Consider the following 3,575-nt stretch of genomic DNA (forward strand, 5'->3'; position numbering starts at 1 on the left):
ACAAACCGAAAATGATTTCGGTTTCAAATGGCTCGCCTTGCAAACGCTAATTTCTCGCAATAAATCGAGAGATCCGCACTAAAAGCTCGCCATCCAGAACCCGCCAAATCATAGCCAACACGTTGTAACACATAAAAAAATTGCTTTATCAAATGTATAAATACTTAGTTCTTGGCTTTGTCCTATTTCTATCATTTTTAGCGAATGGACAAGACACTTTAAGCATCAATACCCAAAAGATCTGGAGGGTGAATTTCTTAAATCCTGCAATTGAACTTGAATTACCAACTGCAGAAAAATCAACTTTTTCTTCAGCCCTTGGAATTGGCTATAGCGGTGGATATCCGGATTTAACTTTCGGCGGCAGTGGTTTTGTTTATATTATTGCCCCTTTTCTGGATTTACAACATAAATGGTTCTATAATTTTAAAAAAAGAAAACAAAAACAAAAGACTATTGAGGGGAATTCAGGCAATTTTTGGTCGGTAAGATTTATTACAACAGGCCCCTCTGTGGCTGAAAATGTTACTAGAACATCTGATTTCGACTTTGCAATCGGTCCAACATGGGGAATACAACGGCGATATTCTAAAAAGTTTCATCTGTTGTTTGACATTGGGCCTCAATATTATTTTGATATAGAAGGTAATGGTAATTTTTGGCCGATAATGGTCCAATTAGATCTTGGATTTGATTTTTGATAATTACGTGTTACAACATCGGCTATAATTCATCCCTACTCGAACCCACGCATTCAAAAAATTCCTACATTAGATTAAACAAAAACATCACGCTGATGATTTCTGCGTAGTGGGCAGATCACAGGCCAAAAGGTAAAGGCCAACGCTTTTCGCTCGCTTGCCCACTTTAACCGGGCCGAAATCATAGCCAACACGTTAGCCTTCATTATGACCAACCAACGAGCCAATGATAAAATTCTTTAGAAAAATTAGACAAAATTTACTTTCCGAAGGAAAAACTGGAAAGTATCTGAAATACGCAATTGGAGAAATTATACTTGTCGTTATTGGGATTTTAATTGCAGTTTCCATAAATAATTGGAATGAAGCTCGAAAAGACAAAATTACAGAACAGAAAGTTTTAAAAACTCTTAAATCGGATTTTAAATCAAACCTAACACAGTTACAGGATAATATCGACGAAACTGAAATAATGGTTAGCGACATAAGCCAAATATTAAAATTATTTAGGATGACACAATCTGAATTAAGTTTATTTCCAATAGATAGTATTAAAACTGATATAAAAGGTTATTCCACTTTTAATCCGTCGGATGGTGCTCTAACGAGTCTTCTATTGTCGGGCGAATTAAATATTATTACTAATGATTCATTAAAAAATAAACTTACCAATTGGCCAAATTTAGTAAATGATGCAAAAGAGGATGAGAATATACTAGTTGAAAATATTACAAAAGATTTATGGAAACAGCAGTTAGGATACCGATCCTATATTAAAAACCCGAAGTTCAAGCTAAATAGATTAGTAATGTTTGATGACCTTATATTGCAAAACACTTTTTATGATATTTTTAGAGGAGCAGACTATCAAATTTATCTTTATAAGGAGTTGCAGAAAGAAATAGAAGAAATATTAAATCTTATTGATGAAGAAATTCGTTTGTGAAATAAAATAACGAAAGGCTAACAACGTGTAGAAAACATGGCTAATAAATGCTTTTCGAAAGGTTTGTGTTTATTTGCAAAGACCACCAAATTTTTAAATTTGGCTTTTAAGATTGATAATATAAAAATTCGGCTCTGTGTTAATCCGAAAATATAGTGACTTTTTACACGCTACGTTTCATACACAAGACCGTTGGCAAACATTGAATACATCTGAATATGAAAATTGCACTAATTATTTTGTTCACACTTTTATCAATTCCTCGAACTATAGGTCAGGAAAAGCTGGATTTAAGAAGTGACGAATTAATTACTAAGACCTTCAGCGAAATAGAAATCGAAGGATTAGAATCAATGGTGCGATATGTTGATAATATGGTATCAAAAGGAAAAAAAGAGCCTAATATAAATAACGCCTATCATATATTTTTTGAAAAAATCGCACAATCCACGGTGTACAATGTTCCCTTTAAAGAAACGGAAAAATACCAATTCCTGAAAAGCTTGGATTCCGTCCAATTCCCAGCCGTGTGGGTATTTAGAACAAACATCGACATGTTATCGTTAAGGGATACCGTTTACAGACATCTTGAAAATTTCCCACAACTTGATATCAATCCATATGGCAAATACATAGATTATCTTGAAGAAGTTGGAAAAGAGGATTCCTATTTTTACGGAATACATAAGACATTTAAGAATATCCATAATATTTCAGCAAGGGATGTTTCTTGGTTCCCTAGAAACCACTCAATATTTGATTTTACCATTCCGAAAAATAGATTATGGGCTGTCATATTTATTCTGAGAATGGAGGAAACTTATGAAATGAAGTTAGACAGATATCTCAATACTAAAAAATAACGTTTGCCAACAAGGTGTATAGTGCATGGGGGTTTCGGCAGTGTTCGTGGGCTAGTGGCTCGCAAGAAAAGTTAGCTTAAAATGACAGGAAATCGCTCCATATTCTCACACGACACCATACACCCAACGTTACCTTGCATTTAGGAAACATCGCGCAAAGCTTCAAATTTCTAAAGAATATAAAACGAAAGATTATAAAGTAAGAGTTAAGAATACAAGACCAAAAATCAGAAAAAAAATATATGGACATTAGAGTAATAGAAACAATAATTGCGGTAGTTTCCTTCTTTATTTTAAGATTAATATCTGTAAAAATACTTGCAAAAATTCAGAAAAAGTACGACTATTCAAAATACAGGATAAGGCCTATACTGAAATCTATCAATCTATTCATTTTTATAACCCTTGTTATTGTGTTAATAGCAATTTGGGGTGTTGAACAGACAAATATCTTAACTTTCATTACTTCTGTTCTCACTGTGGTAGGAATTGCATTAGTCGCACAATGGTCAATAATTTCTAACATATCATCAGCAATAATCATATTTATAAGTCATCCTGTTAAATTAGGAGAATCTATTACTATAATTGACAAAGAATTTGATATTACGGGACAAGTGTCAGACATTGGATTGTTCTATGTGATTTTAAAGACAGATACAAATGAAAAAATTATGATTCCAAACAATATATTTTTACAAAAAGCAACAAAGATTATGATAGAATAAAACTTTCAGATAGGAAAAACGCAAGGTAACACCGTGTATAAAACATAGCTATTACAGTCTTTCCGAGAGGTTTCTGTATATTTATAAAGTACGCCAAATTTTTAATTTGGTTATATTTATAAAAGAAAAGTAAACATAAAAATTAAAAATTCGGCTCTGTGTTAATCCGAAAAGTTAGTGTCTTTTTATACGCTACGTTTTATACACAATACCGTTACCATTTATTTTGAAAAGCTAAAATTTAATTATTATGAATCAACAAGAACTATCAAGTTTGAGTATTGAAGAACTTAAAAAAAAGGAAACAGCTATAAAAACAGTTGTTTGGATGCTCGCT

The 3,575-nt window shown here is 32.4% G+C and carries 4 protein-coding genes; all 4 read left to right on the plus strand.

The annotated features are described in order from the left end of the window. Positions 1–152 precede the first annotated feature (152 nt). Entirely contained in the window at positions 153–701 is a 549-nt protein-coding gene (locus WBM60_RS01115) for a hypothetical protein (RefSeq protein WP_424260872.1), read from the plus strand. 226 nt (positions 702–927) lie between these two features. Next, entirely contained in the window at positions 928–1,647 is a 720-nt protein-coding gene (locus WBM60_RS01120) for a DUF6090 family protein (protein ID WP_424260874.1), read from the plus strand. A gap of 218 nt (positions 1,648–1,865) precedes the next feature. Beyond that, a complete protein-coding gene (locus WBM60_RS01125; RefSeq protein WP_424260876.1) occupies positions 1,866–2,510 on the plus strand; it encodes a hypothetical protein in 645 nt (214 codons plus the stop codon). 242 nt (positions 2,511–2,752) lie between these two features. Continuing rightward, complete coding sequence (locus WBM60_RS01130; protein WP_424260878.1) at positions 2,753–3,238, plus strand: mechanosensitive ion channel domain-containing protein; 486 nt, start codon at positions 2,753–2,755, stop codon at positions 3,236–3,238. Positions 3,239–3,575: the final 337 nt, after the last annotated feature.

Source organism: Eudoraea sp. (assembly GCF_049669105.1).
Lineage (GTDB): Bacteria > Bacteroidota > Bacteroidia > Flavobacteriales > Flavobacteriaceae > Eudoraea.

What these genes read in the sequence shown, in the direction of transcription:
- WBM60_RS01125 (WP_424260876.1), top strand. Translation starts at nt 1,866, where the DNA reads ATGAAAATTGCACTAATTATTTTGTTCACACTTTTATCAATTCCTCGA.
- WBM60_RS01120 (WP_424260874.1), top strand. Translation starts at nt 928, where the DNA reads ATGATAAAATTCTTTAGAAAAATTAGACAAAATTTACTTTCCGAAGGA.
- WBM60_RS01115 (WP_424260872.1), top strand. Translation starts at nt 153, where the DNA reads ATGTATAAATACTTAGTTCTTGGCTTTGTCCTATTTCTATCATTTTTA.
- WBM60_RS01130 (WP_424260878.1), top strand. Translation starts at nt 2,753, where the DNA reads ATGGACATTAGAGTAATAGAAACAATAATTGCGGTAGTTTCCTTCTTT.